The sequence below is a fragment of the Skermanella sp. genome (genome assembly GCF_059503625.1).
This window is the reverse complement of sequence record NZ_JCACHA010000342.1, coordinates 1-20694: the sequence shown is the minus strand read 5'-3', so window position 1 is coordinate 20694 and position 20694 is coordinate 1. Positions and strand designations below refer to the sequence as shown.

Here is a 20694-nt window from a genome sequence, read left to right as displayed (position 1 = left end):
GTCAGACCCGGTGCTTCCCCGGGTGTGCCGGCTCCTCCGCTGGCTCCGCGGGGGAAGCGCCGGCGGGCCGTGAAAGCAAGCCATCGTCGTCCCAGGCATCGTCGGCCCAGGCATCGTCGGCATCGTTGTCGTCGTGCTGGGCGAACAGCAGTGCGTTGGAATGTGCCGGCGCCTGGAACGGATCGGGTGCCGCGTCCTCGAGCTGTGCGAATCTCTCCTGATCGGCCGCCATGCGCTTGGTCAGCCGGTTGACGACTTCCAGGGCGCTCAAGGCGTGGCCCCGCTTGTCGTGGAACAGGTTCCGGTTGGCGGCGGCGGCCGACGGCAGCACGTCGCGGGCGGCGGCACCCGGCGTCTTTTCGGACGCACTGATCAGGCGGGCAGCTCCGCTCGGTCCCATGATATAGGCGATCCGCCCTTCTATCGTGGATGCCGGACGCCCGAGCATCTTGCCCAGGCGCTCCTTTCCTTCGCCGAGATAGCGGGCGGCCATGCCCGCGGAGATGTTGGGATCTTCCCGCAACGCAAGGATCTGTTTCCGCAAAGCCGGATCGCGCACGGTCGGGACGCCCTTCGCGACCGTGATCTTGTCGGCCGTATCGCCAAGCCCGAACGCGGAACCATGGCGTCGGACAAGGTCGAGCCAAGTCCGCTCGATGAACTGGAAAGGTCCCGTCGCCGTGCTCTTGCGGTTGCGTGCCTTGACGTCCAGCCCGCTTTCCTGCTGGGCCTGCGACAGAAGCGCCGCGAAGCTGTGACCCGACAGGCCTGCAACGGAGCGGATCGCCCCGATCACGGGCTCCTCCGAAGAGGCGGAAGAAGCGGCGGCCACGGGCTTGCGGCCGGGCACCGGATTGCCCGTAGCCGCCAGCGTCGAGGCGAAGTCGGTGCCGGGTTTCCGGTCCGGTACCGGCGGCTGCCAGCCGGCAGCCGGCGTCACGGGTTTTTTGCCGGGAAGCGGCGTCAATCGCGGATCAGCGGCCATCGTTCAGCATCTGTTGCACAACATGTCTACCAGCCTAGTCTAAAGGGGTAAACAGTTCGTGAGAAGCACATTCACGCCCGCCCTGCACCGATCCTCAGGTTGCCGACTCTATGCGCGCGGCGAATTGGCACATCTAAAGTGGAAGGGCCTCAACCGTTCTGGATAAACCATCCGATCGAACATATACCAGAGGTCAGGATTCCTGTTGCAATGCAGCATCGGCGCGACGGGAGATCCGACACTTTCCCGACCGGCGAGAATCCCCCATGAATGCTCTCTTTTCCCGGTTCAAGATCGGTTTCCGTATCTACTTCGGATTCGCGCTCGTCTTAGGTTTGCTGGGAATCGTGGGAGGCTATGGCATTTACGAGCTGTCGGAGACGAAGAACAGTTTCGAGGAATATGGTTCGACATCGGCCGACACCGGCCGGGTATTGACCATCAGCATGAACTTCGCGGAGCTTCGCCGGGCGGTGCTGCTGCATATCAGCGATGGCGGAGCCGCTTCGTCCGGCTATGCCGAGCATGAGCTGGGACTGATCGCCAGCGGCCTCGATCACATGCTGTCCGTCACGCAGGATCCCGCCAGCCGGGCGCGCCTGGAAAGGATGCTGCGGCTTGCCAGGGAATACGGCGATGGCTTCGCCAAGGTGAAGCAGGCTCGAAGCACGCGGGAATCGCTGATCGAACAAAAGCTGAGGCCTGCGGGCGACAAGCTGGTTTCCAACCTGTCCAACCTGATCGCCGGCGCCACCGCCGAAGGCGAACTGGAACTTGCCGGTCTCGCCGGCGTGGCCCAGGAGCATTTCATGTATGCCCGGCTGAGCGCCACCCAGTTCCTGAGCGCTCCCGACACGGCGCTGGTGGAAGCGGTGACCAAGCGGATCGAGGCGTTCAAGCCGGCGGCGGAACGGCTCGCCGCGTGGCTGGAGGAGCCGAGACGGCAAGCCGCCGTCAAAGAAGCGCAGGAGCTTTCGGAAGTCTATCTCGCGACCTTTGCCGAGATGGCGGGCACGGCCCTTGAAATGAACCGCCTCGCCTTCGTCGCGATGCCCGAACTGGCGGCGGAGTTCGACGGCTTGGCGAAGGAAACGGTCCGGATCTGGACCACCACCCTGGAACAGACCGAGCGGGAAACGCTGACCGGCGTCGACACGACGATCCAGGGAAGCATGGCGCTCAGCGCATTGTCGCTCATCCTGGGCATGGCCCTGGCCTGGTTGATCGCACGCAGCATCGTGGCCCCCGTCAAGAACATGACCGGCACCATGACCCGTCTGGCCGCAGGCGACCGGAGCGTCGAGGTCGAGGGCCGCACCTTCGCCGACGAGGTCGGCGAGATGGCCCGCGCCGTCCAGATCTTCAAGGACAATGCGATCCGCACCGAAGCCCTTCAGGCGGAACAGCAGCTTCAGGAGCAGCGCTCGGTGGAAGAGCGGCGCAAGGCCATGCTGGATCTGGCCGACGACTTCGAAAACCACGTCAACGGCGTGGTGACACATGTCGCGACGTCGTCGGGCGACATGACGGCCACTGCCACCACCATGTCCTCGGCGGCCCAGCAGGCGACCCAGCAGGCCAACGCCGTCGCCAACGCCGCCGACCACGCTTCGTCCAACGTCCAGACCGTCGCGGCGGCGGCCGAGGAGCTGGCGGCTTCCATCGCGGAGATCGGGCGGCAGGTCGAGCAGTCGTCGCGGACGATCCAGCATGCCGTGGAAAAGGCCCGGCGCACCAACGAGATCGTCGGCAGCCTGTCGGACGCCTCGCAGAAGATCGGCGAGGTCGTGGGCCTGATCAACACGATCGCCGGCCAGACCAACCTGCTGGCGCTGAACGCGACGATCGAGGCGGCGCGCGCCGGCGATGCCGGCAAGGGCTTCGCGGTGGTGGCGAGCGAAGTCAAGAACCTCGCCAACCAGACGGCCAAGGCGACCGACGACATCTCGATGCAGATCGCCGCCGTTCAGGCGGCGACCGGACAGGCCGTGGACGCGATCCAGGACATCCTGCACACCATCGACGAGGTCAGCAGCACGTCGGCCGCCATCGCCGCGTCGGTCGAGCAGCAGCAGTCCGCCACCGGAGAGATCGCCCGCAACGTCGAGCAGGCCGCCGCCGGCACCAGCGAGGTCGCGGCCAACATCGCCGGCGTCACCGCCGCCTCCGACGCCTCGCGCGCCACCGCCGAGCAGGTCCTTCGCGAATCGTCGGAACTGACGCGCCAGTCCGGGGTCCTGCGGCAGGCGGTCGACGAGTTCATCACCAAGGTCCGCGCCGCCTGAACCCGGAGAAATCGGGAGCGGGACGTGAAAATCCCTGAGACTGTGGCGCGCTTCGTCTCCGGTAGGGGTTAATCGCGGGAGACGAAGCACGCTTTTCAGGGAGGAGCCGCGATGATCGACCTTTACACCTGGACCACGCCCAACGGGCGCAAGGCCTCCATCATGCTGGAGGAAACCGGGCTTCCCTATGAAGTCCATCCGATCGACATCACCAAGGACGAGCAGTTCGCCCCCGATTTCCTGAAGATCAGCCCCAACAACAAGATCCCGGCGATCGTCGATCACGACACCGGGGCATCGCTGATGGAATCCGGCGCCATCCTCCTGTACCTCGCGGAGAAGACCGGAAAGTTCATCCCGCAGGACGGTCCCGGCCGCTGGAAGACATGGCAGTGGCTGATGTTCCAGATGGGCGGCGCCGGTCCGATGCTCGGACAGGCTCACTATTTCCTCCAGTTCAACCCCGGCAAGGCGCCCCACGCGGAGGAACGGTTCGGGAAGGAAGCCCGGCGGCTCTACACCGTCATGGATAAGCGTCTGGGCGAGGCGGAATATCTGGCGGGCGACGACTACACGATCGCCGACATCGCGACTTGGCCCTGGGTTTCCCGGTTCGAATGGCAGCGTATCGATCTGGCGCAATTCCCAAATGTGAAGCGCTGGTATCTCACAATCGCGGGTCGACCCGGCGTCCAGCGCGGCTATGATGTGCCGAAGAAGGGCCACGAAATCCCGCTGGTCTGACCGTTCGATCGAGCTTGTCCCCCGTCCCATGCCGGTCATGCCGCTGCCTCTGCGCCTGTCGCTGTTCTACACGGCCTATTTTCTGGTTATCGGCATCCAGCTTCCGTTCTGGCCGCTTTGGCTGGAAAGCCGTGGCCTGACGGCGGCGGAGATCGGCCTGATCCTGTCCGTGTCGCTCTGGGTGCGGATCGTGACCATCCCCGTGGCGGGCGTCGTGGTCGACAGGACGGGGAACAGGCGCGGGGCGCTGATCGTGCTCAGCGCCTGTTCGCTGGCGGCATCGCTGATGTATCCGCCCATCGACGGCTTCTGGCCGATCCTTCTGGTGACGGTGCTGGTCAGCGCCTGCTTCAGCCCGGTCATGAACTTAGGGGACAACCTGACCCTGCTGATCGCCAGGGCCAATCGGCTTGACTACGGCAGGATGCGCCTGTGGGGTTCCGTCAGCTTCATCGCCGCCGCCGGTCTGGGCGGGGTGACGGCCGCCGGCCAGGGGCCGGAGGCGGTGCTTTACCTGCTGATCGGCGGCATCGCACTGACCGCCGCGGCAGCCTGCCTGTTGCCGAAGCCTCGGCCGAGGGCGGCATCGCCCATTCCGGCCGGGACCGCGGGACGCGGGCGCGTCACGATACTGATGACCGACCCCGCCTTCCTGCTGTTCCTGGGGGCTACCGCCGCTATCCAATCGAGCCACGCGGTCTACTATGTCTTCGGCACCCTGCACTGGCGCGAACTGGGGCATTCGGAAGCCGTGATCGGCTGGCTTTGGGCGGAAGGCGTGATCGCCGAGGTCCTGCTGTTCGCCTTCGGCACGGCTCTGGGCGCCCGGCTCAGCCCGGCGCGCCTGCTGATGGTCGCCGGCATCGGAGCGCTGGTGCGCTGGACCTGTACCGCGATGGCGGAGACGGTTCCGGCGCTGGCGGTGCTTCAGGTCCTGCACGCCCTGACCTTCGGCGCGGCCCATCTGGCGGCGATGCAGTACATCGCCCGCGCGATCCCGATCGAGCGCTCCGCCACTGCGCAGGCGCTCTACGGTGCGCTGGCGACCGGCATGTGCACGGCTCTGGCGATGATGGTGGCGGGGGCCGCCTATGAAAGGCTGCACGCGGGAGCCTACTTCGCGATGGCGGCGATGGCGCTGGCGGGCACGGGGCTGGCGCTGCTGCTGGCAGGCCGGGAGCGGACGGAACCGTTGCCGGCGGACGCGTAAGCCGCAGCTCCTACCGATCCAGGATCGTGCCGGTCACCACGGCTTCGTGAAGGTCGCAGCCGGTCATGTCGGCATTGGTCAGGTCGCAGCCATGCAGGATCGCCTTCCGCAGCCGGGCGCCCGCCATGCGTGCCCTGACCAGCGACGTGCGCAGCAACCGGTCCGCGCCGATCCGAAGCGATGCCAGATTGGCTTCCTCAAGGCAGCCGTCGATCAGGATCGCACGGTCGAGCTTGGCGCCCCGGAGGTCCGCAGACCGCAGGTTGGCCGATCGCAGGTCGGCGCCGTCCAACTGGATCGACTGCATCTGGGCGCCTTCGAGGTTGGCGCCCCGCAGGCGGACGCGCGACGCGATGCCCAGGCTCAGCACCCGGCTCCGGAGGTCGGCGCCGTCCAGGTCCATCCCGACCAGATTGAGCTGAGTGCCTTCCTTCCCGCCGCTCTTCAGCCATTTGACATGGGCGACGAGCATGCCCTCCAGGTCGAGCGCAGGTGCCGGCTTGGCTACAGCCTCGGGCTCCACTGGTTCGGCTGGAAGCGGCAGCGGGTTGACCTGCGCCGCCACCGCCTCGGCATCGGTACGGATCGCGGTCCGGAGCACGGTACCCGTCGTCACGGCACCGGTCATATCAGCGCCGCGCAGATCGGCCCCGGAGAAATCGGCGCCGCTCAGGTTGGCGCCGACGAACTTGGAGTTCCGCAGGTCGGTGCGGACGAGCCGGGCATCGGAAAGCTTGCTGTGCGAGAAATCCGCGCCCGACGCGAACGAGCCGGACAGCTTGGCCCGCGCCATGTCGGCCCGCACGAGCACTGTCGAACACATGTCGGCCGGTCCCGGTTCGAACCCGATGACCTTCAGTTCGCCGTCGCTGCCCTTGTTCGCCATGGCGCCGTCGCGCAGATCGACCTCGATCATGACGGCGTCCTGCATCATGGCGCCGCGCAGGTTGGCCCCGCGCAGGTCGGTCCGGTACAGGTGGCTTTTCGACAGGTTGGCGCCACGCAGGTCGGCGCCGAACAGATCGGCATGGTCGAGAACCGTTTCCATCAATCGCGCATCGCGCAGGATGGCACCCGACAGATGCGCGCCGGTCAGGTTCTTGCCGGTGAAGTCCAGGCCGGAAAGATCGAAGAAAGGCATATTAGCGCGGGAGCCGTTGGGCCGGCCCTCCATGAATCTCTTGTGGCGCTCGCAGACACGATCCAACTGCTCCTGAGTCAGTTTGATCTTGGCCTTGCGCTCTTCCTCGATGGCCATGCCTTATCCGAATAGCTTGTCGATATCGTCTTGATTGATCTCCAGGCTGCCGTTCATCGCCGGCGGCGGAGGGGGGGGAGCTGCCGGGGGAGGCGGTGGTGCTGGCGGAGGAGGTGCCGGCTGCGCCGCGGCAGGCGCCGGCGAATCGAAGGAGATGCTGTCGAACAGCGCGTCGATGGTCGCCTGATCGACGCCGTCGCCCAAAGCCGGCCCGTTGAGCAGATGGGCATCGGGCCGGTCGTCGTTCATCTTGCGGTGAGAGGTCGAGGCGTCGGCGGACCCCAGGACGTCGCGGTCGACGCCCCAGATCTCGATCATCGTGTTCACGCGCTGCTCGATGTAGCGCAGGGTGTTGACGACCTTGGTGGTGCGCTGGCCGGTGATGTCCTGGAACGAGCAGGCGGTCATGATCTCCATGACCTGGATCTCGATGTCGTTGGCGATCTCGCCCAGTTCGACCTGAGTGCCGGCCTTTTCGGCGCGGTGCATCTGGCTGGCGAATTCCTGGATACGCTCCGCCGCGTTCAGGATCTCCGTGGTGGCCCGCTCCGTCGCTGTTACGATGGCGTCCAGCTCGCCGGTCGCCGCCATGATGCGGTTGGCGCCGGCATCGGCCGGGCGCAGCGCCGCGATCTCGCTGCGGGTCTGCTGGATATAGCTGCTCATCTCCTGCAATTCCTGCCGGAGGATGCGCAGATGGGTCGGGCGGTCCACACCCGGAGCCCCGCCGAAATCGGTCGCCGTTTCCACCTGCTGGGCGATGACCGCAACACCTTCGACGCCGCGCAGGCGGTCCACCTGCTCTTCCAGCCTGCCCGCGATGCGGCGCCAGTCGTCCACCGTCACGACCCGCGTTCGCCGGTCCCTCATGCGCAGGAAGGCGCGTCCCCGCGCCGACGACGACAAGGCTTCCTCCATACTGAGGTAATCGAGTTCGGTGAGGTCGAGCAACTCAGGCACGGTCATCTTCGGACTTCTGACCAATCGGGGTGGTGCGGAATTCAGCGGCTACCTTGCACCATGCCGATATCCCCTTAAGCTACCCCTAACGAATGCTCAGGCCCGTCGAGGGTTTTTCAGATATTCGTCGATCTGTCGGCCCATTTCTCCGCCCGCAGGGCATCGTCCCGCGCTTCGCACCAGCCGTTTTCCCAGGCCAGATGCATCACCCGGTCGCGCTCGTAGGGGTTGGCCTGCAATCCGATCCCCTGCCGGAAGGCGGCATAGCCCTGGTCGAACTCGACGATGCGGGGGTCGTCGTCGCCGGCATTGTCCTTGGACCCGATCCGCTTCACCGGCCTGCCCGCCTCCGCCTCGATGAAGGCGCGGAATTCCGGGAAGTTCATCAGGACGCTATCGTCGATCCCGCCGGGATGATCGCTGAGCGCCTGCATCCCTCGGGGCGTGATGGTGAAGCGGCCGTCGCCGAGCGGAGCCAGCAGGACGGCGTGGACAAGGCGGTCCCGCGCGCGGGTGAGATATATCTGGAACTCCGTGTCCGGAACCGGCGACGACAGACCGACCGACTCGAGATTGCGCTTCAGCCGTTCGGCGGCGTCCTCGATCGTTGCCGGTCCCTGGGTCGCCACCTTCAGCAAGGTCAGCATCAGGTCGACCTCGTGAAGCAGCGGATATTCGGTAAGTTCCATTATCTCCCCCAGCCCTGTGTCGGTTTTCCAACGCCAAGTATGGGCGTGAGGTTCCTGAAAACGGCGCAGGCACAAAAGGAGCAACGAAAAAGCCGCTCTTTCGAGCGGCTTTTCCAAATCCTTAGATCCGTATCGGAACAGGGCGACCGGCTCAGCCGGCGGTGCCGACCCGCTGCCGCAAGGTCTGGAGCAGGGCTTCGATCTGTCCGCCGCCGCGCTGGATGACGGACGAGAACTCCGACCGCTGGGTCACGCTCATGCTGACGCCCTCGACCGCCACGTCGATCACCTTCTGCTGATCGCCGCGTGACCGGATGCGCCAGTCCACCGCGACCGGCGGAGCGTCCGGCCGGATGATCTGGGAGCTGACGATGGAGTCGGTGTCGCCCTCGGGCCGGCTGCCGACGATCTTCAGCGTCTCGTTGACGTCCAGGTTCTTGCCGGAATACTGGGCGAAACGGTCGGCGTAGACCTGGACGATCAGCCGTTCGAACAGCGTGCCGTATTCCTGCTGCTGCTGCGGCGTGGCCGTCCGCCAGTTCTGGCCCAGCACGAAGCGGCTGATATAGGGCACGTCGAAGCCCTCGTTCAGCAGGACGCCGAAGCGTCTCATCGATTCGTCGCGGGCAAGCTGCGGCTTGACCAGTACGTCGATCGCTCGCGCGCCGAGATCCTGGACGAACTTGGCGGCCGCATCCGAACGGGCATCGGCGCGACCGGCGGAGGGAAGCGCTACGGTACCCGCAAAGGCGAGCAGCGCGGCGCAGGCTATAATAAAACGGCGTCTGTTCATGGCTTGCTGGACTTAGCGGTTCCGTTGGAATTGTCAACGGGTGCCGGTGCGGCATCGTCTTCCGGGAATTCGGGAAACTCCGGATATGATTCGGAGCCTGCCGGCACCTGGCCGTTGTTGATCTCGGAAATCCGGTTCTGCCGGTACAGGCTGCGCAGCGACGCGTAGTAGTCCAGCGAATTGCGCCGCAGATCGTCGATCGGCTCGATCAGGCCGGCGCGGGTGTCGATCCCGCCGACGATGCCCCGGACGGCCGGGATCTCGTCGTGGTCGGTGTTGGTGGCCCACAGGTTGAGGGGATCGCCATAGGCCTCGCCCGCGACGCCGGCGGCATCGCGGAAGTTGGACGGGCCCAGCAGCGGCAGCACCAGGAAGGGGCCTTCGGGGACGCCCCAGACCGCAAGGGTCTGGCCGAGATCCTCCGACCGGTACGGCAGGCCGTTGTCGGCCGCGATGTCCATCACGCCGCCGACGCCGGCGGTCGTGTTGATCAGGAACCGCTTGGTCGCCACCTCGGCCCCGGCCACGTCGCCCTGAAGCAGGTTGTTGGCGATATCCAGCGGACTGCGCAGGTTGCGCAGGAAGTTGCGGATGCCGTTGCGGACCGGGTTCGGCAGGACGGTGCGGTAGATCTCCGCCGCCGGGCGGAACAGCAGGATATCGGTGCCTTCGTTGAAGCCGAAGATCGCCCGGTTGAAGCCTTCCAGCGGGTCGTTCGCTTCCTTGTAAGCCGCGAGCGCCGCGGGATCGTCGCGCGGCGGCAGGACACAGCCCGAAACGGTGATGGCCGACAGCGACAGGGCAATGGCGGCGGCGGCGCCGCGCGAGCGGAAGAAGCCAGGAAGTTTCATGGATAAGGCGCTCATCCAGCAGAGGAAGTCCGGGAGGCTGGTGCCGCCTCGGTTTGGGCACCACGGAAATCCGAGCGAAAGCCCGAGGAAAACCGGGTGCATCGTGTGACGTAACATAAGGAAGCGTTTTTGACCAGATAGCACAAAGCGACTGCGGCATCGGCCGATCGACACATTTCCGTGAAAAGGCGTTTACCTTGCATAAAGATATGTTTATATATCAATCGCAGAGATGAGGGGCGAACCGGCACGGTTCGGCTCATGACGGGGATTTCAGGGAACGCGGATGGATTTTCTGCTCACGGCACTGAAGGCGGCGGCGGAACCGACACGGTTGCGGCTGCTGGCGCTCTGCGCCCACGGTGAGCTGACGGTAAGCGAGCTGACCCAGATCCTGGGGCAGAGCCAGCCACGCGTGTCCCGCCATCTCAAGCTGCTATGCGACGCCGGGCTGCTCGACCGCTTCCGGGAAGGCACCTGGGCGTTCTATCGCCTGGGCGAACGCAGCGCCTTCTCCAGCCTCGCACGCACCCTGATCGATGCTATTCCTGCCGACGACCCGACCCTGGCGCTCGACCTGGAGCGGCTGAACGCGATCAAGCGCGCTCGGGCGGAAGCGGCGTCGGAGTATTTCCGCGAGAACGCCGCCCGCTGGCACGAGATCCGCTCCCTCCACGTGCCTGAACGGGACGTCGAGGCGGCGCTGCTCAAGCTTCTGCCATCCTCCGGCATCCAGGACCTGCTCGATCTCGGCACCGGCACCGGCCGTATGCTGGAACTGCTGGGACCGAAGGTCGAACGGGCGCTCGGCATAGATCTGTCGCGCGAGATGCTGGCCGTCGCCCGCTCCAACCTGGAGCGCGCCGGTCTCCGCAACTGTCAGGTCCGCCAGTCCGACATGTACCAGTTGCCGTTGCCGACGGCCTCGTTCGACGCGGTGCTGGTCCACCAGGTGCTCCACTACGCCGAGGAACCCGCCGAGGTGCTGGCGGAAGCCGCCCGCGTGCTGCGCCCCGGCGGCAGTCTGGTGATCGTCGATTTCGCCCGCCACGACCACGAGTCGCTGAGGACCGAGCACGCCCATCGGCGGCTGGGCTTCGGCGACGAGGAGATCGCGGGCTGGCTGCGCGCGGCAGGCATGACCCCCGGTCCCGCCGTCCATCTGCCGGGCGACCCGCTGACCGTCAATCTCTGGCCCGCCGTCCGCGACGGCGCCATCGCTGCGCCCAACCATACGCCCAATGCTAAGCAGGTTCCCGCCCCTGCCCTTTCGACTTCGGAGTGACCTGAATGAGCCTCGCCGCACTGGGCCTTGCCCCGGATTCCAGCACGATCGCCCGCACCGGACTGCGGCTCGGCACGCCGTTGCCGGCAGATCTGGCCGTCAGCTTCGAGTTCTTCCCGCCCAAGACCGAGAAGATGGAACAGACGCTGTGGCAGGCGGTCCATAAGCTGGCGCCGCTCCAGCCGGAATTCGTCTCGGTCACCTATGGCGCGGGAGGCTCGACGCGCGAGCGCACCCACGCGACCGTCTGCCGACTTCAGAAGGAAACCGGCCTGCGGGCCGCCGCCCACCTGACCTGCGTCGGCGCCACCCGAGAAGAGATCGACGCCATCGCCCGGACCTATTGGGATAGCGGCATCCGGCATATCGTGGCGCTGCGCGGCGATCCGCCGACGGGAGTCGGCACCGCCTACGAACCCTATCCCGGCGGCTACGCCTATGCCGCCGATCTGGTGGAAGGCCTGAAGCGCGTCGCCGATTTCGAGATCAGCGTGGCGGCCTATCCGGAAAGCCACCCGCAGGCGACCAGCCCGCAGCACGATCTTGACAACCTGAAGCGCAAGATCGACGCCGGGGCCACCCGCGCGATCAGCCAATTCTTCTTCGACAGCGAAGCCTATCTGCGCTTCGTCGAGCGCGCCGCCGCCGCCGGCATCACCGTGCCGATCGTGCCCGGCATCCTGCCGATCACCAACTTCACCCGCGCGATCGAGTTCTCCGCAAGCTGCGGCGCCAGCATACCAGCCTGGATGGCGGAGCTGTTCTCCGGCCTGGACAGCGACCCCGACACGCGCCATCTGGTGGCGGCGACCGTCGCGGTGGAGCAGTGCCGGCAGCTCCATGCCGAAGGCGTCAAGAACTTCCACTTCTACACGCTCAACCGGGCGGAACTGACCGTCGGCATCTGCCACATGCTGGGCGTCCGCCCGAAGCAGCCGGCCGAAGCCACCGCCGGCTGAGGCTCGACCGGCACCCGGCCATTTCCCGCCTCCCCATCTTTTTTCGAATTTACCGAGATCGAACACACCATGGCCCATCTCCTCGACCTCCTCAAAGAACGCGTGCTGCTGTGCGACGGCGGCATGGGCAGCAGGGTCCAGATGCTCGACCTGGACGTGGAGCGCGATTATTGGGGCATGGAAAACTGCACCGACGTGCTGGTGCTGTCCCGGCCCGACCTCGTCCGCGAGATCCATCGCGGCTATTACGAGGCCGGGGCAGACATGGTGGAGACGAACACGTTCGGCGCATCGCCGATCACGCTCGGCGAGTTCGACATCTCCGACAAGGCGTTCGAGATCAACAAACAGGCCGGAGAACTGGCACGCGAGGCGGCGGAGAGCTTCAAGGACGGCCGCCAGCGCTTCGTGCTCGGCTCGGTCGGCCCCGGCACCCGGCTGCCCAGCCTGGGCCACGTCGCCTACCAGCCGCTGGAGGACGCGCTCACCGTCCAGGCGCGCGGCCTGATCGCCGGCGGCGTCGATGCGATCCTGATCGAGACCTGCCAGGACCCCTTGCAGATCAAGGCCGCCGTCAACGGCGTCAAGGTGGCGCGGGCCGAAGCCGGCACCGACACCCCCATCTTCGTTCAGGTCACGGTCGAGACCACCGGCACGCTGCTGGTCGGCAGCGACATCGCAGCGGCCGCCACCGTCATCCACGCGCTCGACGTGCCGCTGATCGGCCTCAACTGCGCCACCGGCCCGGCCGAAATGTCCGAGCATGTCAAATGGCTGGCGGAGAATTGGCCGGGCCTGATCTCGGTCCAGCCCAACGCCGGCCTGCCCGAACTGGTCGACGGCCAGACCCGCTATCCCCTGCTGGCCGACGAGTTCGCCAACTGGCTGGAACGCTTCGTCCGTGACGACGGCCTCAACCTGATCGGCGGCTGCTGCGGCACCAACATCCCGCATATCAGTGCGGCGGACGCCATGCTGCGCCGCCTTGCCGGCGCAGGCCAGATCCGCCCGTCGGTCAAGCAACGCACCCACCACTGGATTCCGTCGGTCGCCTCCCTTTATAGCCAAGTCTCGCTGCGCCAGGAGAACGCCTATCTGTCGATCGGCGAGCGCTGCAACGCCAACGGCTCCAAGAAGTGGCGCGAGCTTCAGGAAAAGCACGACTGGGACGGCTGCGTCGAGATGGCGCGCGATCAGGTCAAGGAAGGCAGCCACACGCTGGACGTCTGCACCGCCTTCGTCGGGCGCGACGAAGTCGCCGAGATGAACGAGGTCATCACCCGCTTCACCGGCTCGGTCACCGCCCCGCTGGTGATCGATTCGACCGAATACACCGTGCTGGAGCAGGCGCTGGCCCGCCACGGCGGCAAGCCGATCATCAACTCGATCAACTTCGAAGACGGCGAGGAGCCGGCGTCCAAGCGTCTCAAGCTCGCCAAGAAGTTCGGCGCGGCCGTGATCGCCCTGACCATCGACGAAGAGGGCATGGCGAAGACGGCGGAAAAGAAGCTGGAGATCGCCAAGCGGCTCTACGACTTCGCGGTCAACCAGCATGGCCTCCGCCCCGAAGACCTGCTGTTCGACCCGCTGACCTTCACCGTCGCCACCGGCAGCGAGGACGACCGCAAGCTGGGCCAGTGGACGCTCGAAGGCATCGAGTCGATTTCCCGCGAGATGCCCGGCTGCCAGATCATCCTCGGCCTGTCGAACATCTCGTTCGGCCTGAACCCGGCCGCGCGCCACGTGCTGAACTCGGTCTTCCTGGACCATGCCGTCAAGCGCGGCATGACCGGCGCCATCGTCCACGTTTCCAAGATCATGCCGCTGCACAAGATCCCGGAGGCCGAGGTCCAGGCGGCGGAAGACCTGATCTTCGACCGCCGCCGCGAAGGCTACGACCCGCTGCACGCCTTCATCGCGCTGTTCGAGGGCCGCAAGGCCGCATCCTCCGTCAAGAAGGAACGGCCCGCCAACATCGAGGACCGCCTGAAGCAGCGCATCGTCGATGGCGACCGCACCGACCTCAACGTCGATCTGGCGAAGGCGATGGAGAGCTATAAGCCGCTCGACATCATCAATACCTTCCTGCTGGACGGCATGAAGGTGGTCGGCGAGCTGTTCGGCTCCGGCAAGATGCAGCTGCCGTTCGTGCTCCAGTCGGCGGAGACCATGAAGGCGGCGGTGGCCTACCTTGAGCCGTTCATGGAGAAGATCGAGGGCCAGGAAAAGGGCACGATCGTCCTCGCCACGGTCAAGGGCGACGTCCACGACATCGGCAAGAACCTTGTCGACATCATCCTGACCAACAACGGCTACCGCGTCGTCAACCTCGGCATCAAGCAGCCGATCACCAACATCCTGAACGCAGCCAAGGAGCACAAGGCCGACGCCATCGGCATGTCCGGCCTGCTGGTCAAATCGACCGTGGTGATGCGCGAGAACCTGGAAGAATTGAGCCGGGGCGGCATCGAAGTTCCCGTCCTGCTGGGAGGCGCCGCCTTGACGCGCGGCTATGTCGAGGACGATTGCGTCCGCGCCTATGAAGGCGGCCGCGTCGCCTACGCCAAGGACGCTTTCGACGGGTTGTCCCTGATGGACAAGGTCGTCAACGGCCAGTTCGACACGCTGCTGGCGGCCAACCAAGCCAAGCGCGCGGGCCGCGCCACCAACCAGCGCCGCAAGCTGGGCCAGCCTGTCGAGCAGGACAGCACGCCGGTCGATGTCGAGGCAGTCCGCATCAGGCGCGAGCGCCTGTCCGAGGGCGTCGCGGTGCCGACGCCGCCGTTCTGGGGTCCGCGCGTGATTGGGCACGTTCCGCTGAAGACGCTCGTTCCCTATCTGAACGAGCGGACGCTGTACCAGCTTCAGTGGGGCTACCGGAAGGACGGCAAGCGGTTCGAGGAGTTCAAGGACTGGGCGAAGAAGGAACTCCGCCCGATCCTGAACCGCATGCTCCAGACGGCGGCCGAGCAGGAGATCCTGATCCCGCAGGCGGTCTACGGCTACTGGAAGGCGGCGGCGGAAGGCAACGACGTGATCCTGTACCAGGAAGACGGCGAGACCGAAGCCGCCCGCTTCACCCTGCCGCGCCAGCGCAAGGAAGACGGCGAATGCATCGCCGACTTCTTCCGCGACGTGTCGCACGGCCCGTCCGACCGCGACGTGATCGGCCTCCAAGTCGTGACCATGGGCCAGCGCGCCAGCGACGTGGCGCGCGAGTGGTTCGCCGAGAACCGGTACCAGGATTACCTGTACTTGCACGGCCTGGGCGTCGAGATGGCCGAAGCGATGGCCGAATACGTCCACAAGCGCATCCGCGCCGATCTGGGCTTTTCGGCCGAGGACGACCGCGACATGGAAAAGATGCTCCAGCAAAACTACCACGGCAGCCGCTACAGCTTCGGCTATCCCGCCTGCCCAAAGCTGGAGGACCAGGACCAATTGCTGCGCCTGCTCGACGCCAAGCAGATCGGCATCGAACTCAGCGACGAGTCACAGCTCCACCCGGAGCAAAGCACCAGCGCCATCGTGGTGCATCACCCGAGGGCGAAGTACTTCTCGGTCTGAGGAGCTGTAGTTCGAGGCGAGACTGGATGTGGGGTGGCGTGTTCATTTTCCACGGATGAACACGGATATTTCACGGATGGACACGGATACTATAGAAGTATCCGCTTCATCTCCAGTCTCGGCTTCCCGAAGTTCAGAAGAATGCCAATGGGCAAGCCACTTGCCTTGAGATAATTCAAAACCTGGGCGGTGTGGTTCTGAGATAGGCCATCCACCGCCTTAAGCTCAATAATCACCCGATTTTCAACGACGAGGTCGGCAAGGTAAAACCCAACCTGCTTGTCACGATAACGGACAGGAAAGGACCGCTCCTTCCTGACTGATAGATCGCGAGCTTCCAGCTCGATTATAAGAGCATTTTTATATACCGCTTCCAGAAAGCCATGTCCCAGGCCATTGGACACGGCGAACGCACCACCAATGATTTTTTCGGTCAAACCATCCAAGCCCGAAGCAATGCTTGCTCTCATCCGTGTTTATCCGTGGATATCCGTGTCCATCCATGTTCCTATCCCTCTCTATCCTCCCCCTGCTCCGTCCCGGCAACAACGCCCACGTCCGCAATCCGGCTGCGCGCCATAATGTAGAGCCTCAACGCTTCGGCCTCTCCCGCCCAAAGGGCGGCTTCCTTGGCGTGGACGACGGCCTGCTGCCGGCCTTTCAGAACATCCGGGTTGGACTCCACAATGGCCTTGCGCTCGGCCTGCGGCATCTTCTCGGCAGCGGCGATCAGCCGTTCATACTGAACGGCCTCGCGGTGGTTGTTGTTGGTGTTCTGGTAGTCCGCCCTGGCCTTGGCGAGGATGGAATTGCGCCGGGCGGCATTGAACCGCACGATCAGGGCCTCGATCGTAGCGCCGGAAAGCTCCGCCTCGGTAAATCCCTCCGCAACAGCGTTAGCGTCGTCTTCCATATCACTCCACCCGTTCTCGCCGCCAACAGGGACGAGATCATGCCGGAGCGGCGCACCCTGAAAAAGCCGCCATACGCACCTGTGTCAATTTACCACCCGAACCCGGCGCATCGTTCAATTCGGCTTGGCTGAGCCGAAGACCATATCCAAGTTCCGCGCGTCGAAAATATTGTCGGCCCACTCGTTCAACTGATCCTCCGAAGCGTTTCGCACCTTCCCTACCACGGCTTCGGGCAGCGAGTCGAAGCGCCGCCGCAGTTGGCGCAGCAGCATGTCAGCTTTGCCTTCCGCTTTCCCATCGGCCTTACCCATGGCCTGCCCGATCTGGATGCCTTCGGCTTTCCACTCTTCCGCAGCGATCGACATGATCCTCACCTCCTGATCTGGAACGATTTCCCTAAGGACACCCCGAAGCATGGCCGCTTCGACCTCGTTGGATTCCAGGAGAATGTAATGCACCAGCGCCACCAAGTCATCAAACCCGAGAGATAGCGCCGCCCGGCCGAGTTCCAGCAACGTCTCGCGCAGGTCGCCTTCGCCGCTGCCGCGCTTCAGGATCAGCAGGCCGATCCGCAGCCTCTTCTCGCGCGACAGCCGGGCATCGTCGATCCGTCCGAGATCGGCCAGCGAGTAACGGAAATCGAGCAAATAGGGGCGGAGCGCGGCGTCGGCGAGGTCGATCCCGCTGGCGAAATCCAGCGGTATCCGCCACGCGGCCTCGCCATGGTAGATCACCAGGGGAAAGATCGCCGGCAGACGGCGACGGCCGCCTTCCTCCCGCCCCTGCCCCTGCCCCTGATGCTCCACCCACCACTGCCAGACCCGCGTTTGATAAATCAGGAGTTGAAGGCCGATGCCTGGATCGGGCGACGACTTATGCTCGACCAGCGCATAGATGAAAGCGGCTTCTCCATCCACTGTGCGGACGCGATAAAGCCGGTCGGTATGGTATTCCCGCAGCTCCTTGTCCACGAACGAACCTGACACCAGTTCGGGAGCATCCGGAGCCAGACGCTCCACCACTTCCCTAGGCAAACGTTCCCGAATCAGCGCGCCCGCCGTACCGGCATGATCGAGCAGGCGCTTGAAGAACTGGTCATGCCGCTTGATCAGTCGCGAGGGCATCGGAGTGTCGCCATACAACGGGAGGAAATCAGCGCCCCGTTGATGGCATGAAAACCCCAATCTCAACTATGGAAACCGGCTAACGCCGGCTGCGTCAAATTCATCCCACCGTATGCCGGCAAGACCGATCCGTGACGGCAACTCCTGCCCATCGCCCTCGCGTGAAGAACCGATCATGCGAGGGCGATGGACTGCACCAGCCGGCTACATCGTGACGATAGTCATGGCCAGCGCCAGAAGCTCGTGCTCGACAGCCCGCTTTTCAGCTATCCGGTCGAGCCGCAGACGGTTGTTCTGCGTGTCTTTCCAGAGCCAAGGCGACTTTACACTCGACTCTCACCGCCTTTGAAATCGCCCTGTATCGCATCAGCGTTCCGCCGCAGCCATCCTTGAGACCGTCGGCATCATTCAATTCCATTCAAACTATACCGAATTTTATATATATAAAGTTCAAATGGCATCCTTTAGAGAGCCGTCGCAATATCCACACGGCGATCAGGGCTATGCTTCGTGCCGCCTGATCGGAGCGAGTCCCTGGGAACCGCTGTTCTGATCTGCATCCGGCCTTCTTCGAAGAGCGGCAAATTGCAGAACTCAAGGCACCGAATCATCGACCAGCCGTACTCGGCAGTTCCTCAATGCCTGGTGGAGACAAATTATGAATTCCTTGAAAAGCGTCAGCATCAAAACAATGCTGACGCTCTTGTTCTGCGCTGTCGTGACTTTTCTGGTCGCTCTGATTACCTTCGACAGCGTAAAATCCTTAAGGGTTTTTTCGTCGGTACGTACAGTGCAGGCGGTGAGCCAAGCCTCACATGATGTCTTCGCAGCTATGCAGGCAATTCGGCTCGAACGTGGCGCCACCCGTCGGGTTCTTCTCCATCCCGTCAACGCCGAAACGGCAACCATGCAGAAATTGCCGGACTGGCGCGGTCAATCCGCCGATGTCGTGAACGTTGTCGCAAGAATTTGCGCCCGGGTGCCCTGTGCAGCCGGTCTTGGTGAAGCCGAGGTCCGTGATGCCATGGGAAAACTGAACACCCTTAGGCGCGATGCGGATGCTGCCTTGCAGGTAGAGGTCGGCCAGCGCCCCAAGCAATTGATCGACACATGGATGGGAACCACGGGGAGCACTCTGGAACTGCTCGCCAGGATCTCCAGTATTCTGCTGGAGCCGGCGCGTGCGATGGACCCTGCATTCGGCGAACTGATCGGCGTCAAGGAAGCCGCCGTAATCGTACGCGAAGTGTCCACCCCGATCCGCGTGATGTTCGACAGCGCCGTAGCGAAGCAGGGGATCACCCCCGAGGACCGGCTGCAAATGGCGCTTGTCCGCGGACGGCTGGACACGGCGTGGCGGATGCTCAAGGAGGCTGCACAACGCCCCGGCGCACTCGAATCGATCAAAGCTGCGGTTGCCACGGCGGAGAGCAGCTATATGAACGATTATCTACAGAAGCGCGAAGCCGTCTTGACCGCTATCGGCACCGGACAGGGTTTGCCCATTCGCCTGGACGAACTGAATATCCTTGCCGACACGGCGCAATCCGACCTGGACGCGGTAGCCAACGTGGCGCTCGACGAAATCAACCAGCATGCCGCGCAGAAAGAGGCAGCGGCGGCGACCACGCTGATCGTCAATGGGGCTATCTTCGTGGCCGCCATCGTTCTCGGCATCGCCGGGCTGAGGATAGTTCGCCGGCGCGTCACGAGCCCGATCCACACTATCGTTGAAGCCATGCGGCGCGTAGCCCAAGGCGACGTTTCAGGCGAGGTGCCCTACACAGATCGGCATGACGAAATCGGCGCTCTCGCGGAAGCCCTGCTGGTATTCAAGGACAATGCGGTCGAGCGCGAGCGTCTGGAAGCCGCTCAGGCCGAGGAGCGTGCCTCCAAGGAACGTCGCGCCGCCGAGATCGACATGCTGATCCGGAACTTCGACCAGGGCGTCACCGGCATCCTGCGGACGGTGAGCGCATCGGCCACCGAGTTGGACAGCACCGCGCAGAGCATGGCTGCCATCGCGGAGGAAACCAGCCGGCAGGTCACCGCCTCGGCCGCCGCCGCTGAGCAGACCTCGGCCAATGTCCAGACGGTCGCCGCGGCCGCGGAGGAAATGTCCGGTTCCCTTCAGGAAATCGCGCGTCAGGTCACCCGCTCCACCGGCATCGCCAATGCCGCCGTGCAGCAGGCGGAGCAGACCAACAGCACGGTACAGGGTCTTGCCGAGGCCGCGCACAAGATCGGTGAAGTGGTCGATCTCATCTCGAACATCGCCAACCAGACCAACCTGCTGGCTCTGAATGCCACGATCGAGGCGGCGCGCGCCGGGGAAGCAGGGAAGGGTTTCGCAGTGGTCGCGTCGGAGGTGAAGAACCTCGCGACCGCGACCGCCAAGGCGACCGACGAGATATCGTCCCATATCACCAACATGCAGGCGGCATCGACCGGAGCCGTGGGCGCCATCGAGGGGATCGGCGGCACCATCCGCCAGATCAACGACATCACCATCACGATAGCGGCGGCAGTCGAGGAACAGACCGCGGCGACTGGTGAAATCTCGCGCAACGTCACCCAGGCAGCTGCCGGCACCCAGGAGGTCTCCGCCAATGTCGGGCAGGTGACGCAGGCGTCCGACCAAACCGGTGCCGCCGCCAATCAGGTGCGAAGCGCGGCAAGCCAGCTGGCCCACCAGTCCGAAATGCTTCGAGGCCAAGTCGAAAGCTTCCTGGCCAGCATCCAGGCCGCCTGAGCCGCCTTATCCCGACCCACGGGAGGTCTTCAGTCCGTCAGCTTGGCGAACATCCCATCATGACGACGGTATAGTCAGCTCAGCATGCTCGTCATCAGCGAGCGGAGCTGCGCCGGCTTTACCGGCTTGTTAAGAAGCTGGAAGCCGTTGGCGTTGACCTCCTCCTGAACCTCCGGCAGGCGGTCGGCGGTGATGATCAGACTGGGGATGCTCACGCCACAATGATCGAGCACGGCACGGAGAGCGCAGACTCCCGTGGCGCCGTTTTCCAGATGGTAGTCGGCGATGGCGATGTCGGGCGGGCGCTCCAGACTCTCG

Annotated in this window: 17 protein-coding genes and 1 pseudogene; 7 read left to right on the top strand and 11 right to left on the bottom strand. The window is 64.6% G+C overall.

The window, feature by feature from the left end; all coding sequences use genetic code 11:
• Position 1 precedes the first annotated feature (1 nt).
• Entirely contained in the window at positions 2 to 985 is a 984-nt protein-coding gene (locus AC5JJ6_RS07880; RefSeq protein WP_496041506.1) for a lysozyme family protein, read from the bottom strand.
• A gap of 266 nt (positions 986 to 1251) precedes the next feature.
• Here AC5JJ6_RS07880 and AC5JJ6_RS07875 point away from each other — a divergent pair, with 266 nt between their 5' ends.
• From AC5JJ6_RS07875 to AC5JJ6_RS07865, 3 genes are all read left to right on the top strand, one after another.
• On the top strand, positions 1252 to 3270 hold the full coding sequence (locus AC5JJ6_RS07875) for a HAMP domain-containing methyl-accepting chemotaxis protein (protein WP_496041505.1): 2019 nt from the start codon (positions 1252 to 1254) through the stop codon (positions 3268 to 3270).
• A 111-nt stretch (positions 3271 to 3381) separates the two neighbouring features.
• The gene (locus tag AC5JJ6_RS07870; protein WP_496041504.1) at positions 3382 to 4014 is read left to right on the top strand and encodes a glutathione S-transferase family protein; all 633 of its coding nucleotides are present in this window, start codon (positions 3382 to 3384) and stop codon (positions 4012 to 4014) included.
• Positions 4015 to 4042: 28 nt separating this feature from the next.
• Positions 4043 to 5224 (top strand): 3-phenylpropionate MFS transporter, encoded by a 1182-nt coding sequence (locus AC5JJ6_RS07865; RefSeq protein WP_496041503.1) that lies wholly within the window; start codon positions 4043 to 4045, stop codon positions 5222 to 5224.
• A 10-nt stretch (positions 5225 to 5234) separates the two neighbouring features.
• Here AC5JJ6_RS07865 and AC5JJ6_RS07860 read toward each other — a convergent pair whose 3' ends face one another.
• From AC5JJ6_RS07860 to AC5JJ6_RS07840, 5 genes are all read right to left on the bottom strand, one after another.
• Positions 5235 to 6482: a pentapeptide repeat-containing protein gene (locus AC5JJ6_RS07860; protein WP_496041502.1), complete on the bottom strand. Its 1248-nt coding sequence runs from the start codon at positions 6480 to 6482 to the stop codon at positions 5235 to 5237.
• A 3-nt stretch (positions 6483 to 6485) separates the two neighbouring features.
• Positions 6486 to 7448, bottom strand: coding sequence for a protein phosphatase CheZ (locus AC5JJ6_RS07855; RefSeq protein ID WP_496041501.1), 963 nt, complete (start codon positions 7446 to 7448; stop codon positions 6486 to 6488).
• Positions 7449 to 7558: 110 nt separating this feature from the next.
• Positions 7559 to 8131 (bottom strand): ribosome modulation factor, encoded by a 573-nt coding sequence (locus AC5JJ6_RS07850; RefSeq protein ID WP_496041500.1) that lies wholly within the window; start codon positions 8129 to 8131, stop codon positions 7559 to 7561.
• 151 nt (positions 8132 to 8282) lie between these two features.
• Positions 8283 to 8924: an MlaC/ttg2D family ABC transporter substrate-binding protein gene (locus AC5JJ6_RS07845; RefSeq protein WP_496041499.1), complete on the bottom strand. Its 642-nt coding sequence runs from the start codon at positions 8922 to 8924 to the stop codon at positions 8283 to 8285.
• Positions 8921 to 9775: an MlaA family lipoprotein gene (locus AC5JJ6_RS07840; RefSeq protein WP_496041498.1), complete on the bottom strand. Its 855-nt coding sequence runs from the start codon at positions 9773 to 9775 to the stop codon at positions 8921 to 8923. The genes AC5JJ6_RS07845 and AC5JJ6_RS07840 overlap by 4 nt, the downstream gene beginning before the upstream one ends.
• A gap of 286 nt (positions 9776 to 10061) precedes the next feature.
• Here AC5JJ6_RS07840 and AC5JJ6_RS07835 point away from each other — a divergent pair, with 286 nt between their 5' ends.
• The 3 genes from AC5JJ6_RS07835 to metH all read left to right on the top strand — a co-directional run bounded on the left by AC5JJ6_RS07835 (position 10062) and on the right by metH (position 15586).
• Complete coding sequence (locus AC5JJ6_RS07835) at positions 10062 to 11060, top strand: ArsR/SmtB family transcription factor (protein WP_496041497.1); 999 nt, start codon at positions 10062 to 10064, stop codon at positions 11058 to 11060.
• A gap of 134 nt (positions 11061 to 11194) precedes the next feature.
• A complete protein-coding gene (metF, locus tag AC5JJ6_RS07830; protein WP_496041515.1) occupies positions 11195 to 12019 on the top strand; it encodes a methylenetetrahydrofolate reductase [NAD(P)H] in 825 nt (274 codons plus the stop codon).
• Positions 12020 to 12088: 69 nt separating this feature from the next.
• The gene (metH, locus tag AC5JJ6_RS07825; protein WP_496041496.1) at positions 12089 to 15586 is read left to right on the top strand and encodes a methionine synthase; all 3498 of its coding nucleotides are present in this window, start codon (positions 12089 to 12091) and stop codon (positions 15584 to 15586) included.
• 89 nt (positions 15587 to 15675) lie between these two features.
• On the opposite strand, the gene AC5JJ6_RS07820 is transcribed toward metH, so the two are convergent.
• The 4 genes from AC5JJ6_RS07820 to AC5JJ6_RS07805 all read right to left on the bottom strand — a co-directional run bounded on the left by AC5JJ6_RS07820 (position 15676) and on the right by AC5JJ6_RS07805 (position 18723).
• Positions 15676 to 16056 (bottom strand): GxxExxY protein, encoded by a 381-nt coding sequence (locus AC5JJ6_RS07820; RefSeq protein ID WP_496041495.1) that lies wholly within the window; start codon positions 16054 to 16056, stop codon positions 15676 to 15678.
• Positions 16057 to 16094: 38 nt separating this feature from the next.
• A complete protein-coding gene (locus AC5JJ6_RS07815) occupies positions 16095 to 16499 on the bottom strand; it encodes a hypothetical protein (protein WP_496041494.1) in 405 nt (134 codons plus the stop codon).
• A 114-nt stretch (positions 16500 to 16613) separates the two neighbouring features.
• Positions 16614 to 17624 (bottom strand): Rpn family recombination-promoting nuclease/putative transposase, encoded by a 1011-nt coding sequence (locus AC5JJ6_RS07810; protein WP_496041493.1) that lies wholly within the window; start codon positions 17622 to 17624, stop codon positions 16614 to 16616.
• Positions 17625 to 18435: 811 nt separating this feature from the next.
• Positions 18436 to 18723, bottom strand: a complete 288-nt coding sequence (locus AC5JJ6_RS07805; protein WP_496041492.1) for a hypothetical protein — start codon at positions 18721 to 18723, stop codon at positions 18436 to 18438.
• Here AC5JJ6_RS07805 and AC5JJ6_RS07800 point away from each other — a divergent pair.
• The gene (locus AC5JJ6_RS07800; RefSeq protein ID WP_496041491.1) at positions 18691 to 20376 is read left to right on the top strand and encodes a methyl-accepting chemotaxis protein; all 1686 of its coding nucleotides are present in this window, start codon (positions 18691 to 18693) and stop codon (positions 20374 to 20376) included. The genes AC5JJ6_RS07805 and AC5JJ6_RS07800 overlap by 33 nt on opposite strands.
• A 74-nt stretch (positions 20377 to 20450) precedes the next feature.
• Here the strand turns inward: AC5JJ6_RS07800 and AC5JJ6_RS07795 are convergent.
• A pseudogene (locus AC5JJ6_RS07795) lies at positions 20451 to 20694 on the bottom strand (hybrid sensor histidine kinase/response regulator); the annotation flags it as partial.

Excerpts from the sequence above, each read along its gene's own strand:
- AC5JJ6_RS07870 (WP_496041504.1), top strand. The coding sequence starts at position 3,382 with ATGATCGACCTTTACACCTGGACCACGCCCAACGGGCGCAAGGCCTCC.
- AC5JJ6_RS07880 (WP_496041506.1), bottom strand. The coding sequence starts at position 985 with ATGGCCGCTGATCCGCGATTGACGCCGCTTCCCGGCAAAAAACCCGTG.
- AC5JJ6_RS07815 (WP_496041494.1), bottom strand. The coding sequence starts at position 16,499 with ATGGAAGACGACGCTAACGCTGTTGCGGAGGGATTTACCGAGGCGGAG.
- AC5JJ6_RS07860 (WP_496041502.1), bottom strand. The coding sequence starts at position 6,482 with ATGGCCATCGAGGAAGAGCGCAAGGCCAAGATCAAACTGACTCAGGAG.
- metF (WP_496041515.1), top strand. The coding sequence starts at position 11,195 with ATGGAACAGACGCTGTGGCAGGCGGTCCATAAGCTGGCGCCGCTCCAG.
- AC5JJ6_RS07840 (WP_496041498.1), bottom strand. The coding sequence starts at position 9,775 with ATGAAACTTCCTGGCTTCTTCCGCTCGCGCGGCGCCGCCGCCGCCATT.
- AC5JJ6_RS07835 (WP_496041497.1), top strand. The coding sequence starts at position 10,062 with ATGGATTTTCTGCTCACGGCACTGAAGGCGGCGGCGGAACCGACACGG.
- AC5JJ6_RS07820 (WP_496041495.1), bottom strand. The coding sequence starts at position 16,056 with ATGAGAGCAAGCATTGCTTCGGGCTTGGATGGTTTGACCGAAAAAATC.
- AC5JJ6_RS07865 (WP_496041503.1), top strand. The coding sequence starts at position 4,043 with ATGCCGGTCATGCCGCTGCCTCTGCGCCTGTCGCTGTTCTACACGGCC.
- metH (WP_496041496.1), top strand. The coding sequence starts at position 12,089 with ATGGCCCATCTCCTCGACCTCCTCAAAGAACGCGTGCTGCTGTGCGAC.
- AC5JJ6_RS07810 (WP_496041493.1), bottom strand. The coding sequence starts at position 17,624 with ATGCCCTCGCGACTGATCAAGCGGCATGACCAGTTCTTCAAGCGCCTG.
- AC5JJ6_RS07855 (WP_496041501.1), bottom strand. The coding sequence starts at position 7,448 with ATGACCGTGCCTGAGTTGCTCGACCTCACCGAACTCGATTACCTCAGT.
- AC5JJ6_RS07850 (WP_496041500.1), bottom strand. The coding sequence starts at position 8,131 with ATGGAACTTACCGAATATCCGCTGCTTCACGAGGTCGACCTGATGCTG.
- AC5JJ6_RS07875 (WP_496041505.1), top strand. The coding sequence starts at position 1,252 with ATGAATGCTCTCTTTTCCCGGTTCAAGATCGGTTTCCGTATCTACTTC.
- AC5JJ6_RS07845 (WP_496041499.1), bottom strand. The coding sequence starts at position 8,924 with ATGAACAGACGCCGTTTTATTATAGCCTGCGCCGCGCTGCTCGCCTTT.